Raw genomic sequence first — 546 nt, forward strand, 5'->3', positions numbered from 1 at the left:
GGACTACCGCCACCACCCCACCATCAAGGCGTCGGTGGCCGTGTGAGCCGGCACCAGGAACAGGCGGGTTCGAGAGCGCCCTCTGGAGGCGCCACCCGGGGTGAGGATCTGACGGGGCACCTGCCAGTGCTCGCCTCCATCTGGGCCCAGGACCAACGAGGTGTGCTGGGTACGGGTACAGGAATGCTGTGGAACGTCCCCGCCGACTTCGCACACTTCCGCCGCGAGACCCGCGGCTGCCCGGTCATCATGGGCCGTGCCTCCTGGGAGGCCCTGGGTGGGGCGCTGCCCGAACGCACCAACATCGTCATCACCACTCGACAGGACTACGTCGCCGAAGGTGCCCACGTCGTGACCTCCCTGGAGGAGTCGGTGGACCTGGGCATGCGTGTGGCTGAGGAGACCGGCGCCCCCACGGTGTGGATCACCGGCGGCGCACGCGTCTACTCCGACGCCATGGACCTGGTCGAGGAGTTGGTGGTCACCTACCTGGACCTGGATGCAGTCGCGGCGCGGGGTCACTCCGGCCGCGTCGTGCATGCCCCG

General features: G+C 69.2%; 1 protein-coding gene. It reads left to right on the forward strand.

The window, feature by feature from the left end; translation table 11 throughout:
* Positions 1 to 126: 126 nt before the first annotated feature.
* Positions 127 to 546 (forward strand): dihydrofolate reductase (locus FK530_RS25285; RefSeq protein ID WP_269434195.1); only part of this gene is annotated, 420 nt, incomplete at its 3' end.

It is taken from the genome of Tsukamurella conjunctivitidis (assembly GCF_007858475.1).
Taxonomy (GTDB): Bacteria; Actinomycetota; Actinomycetes; order Mycobacteriales; family Mycobacteriaceae; genus Tsukamurella; species Tsukamurella conjunctivitidis.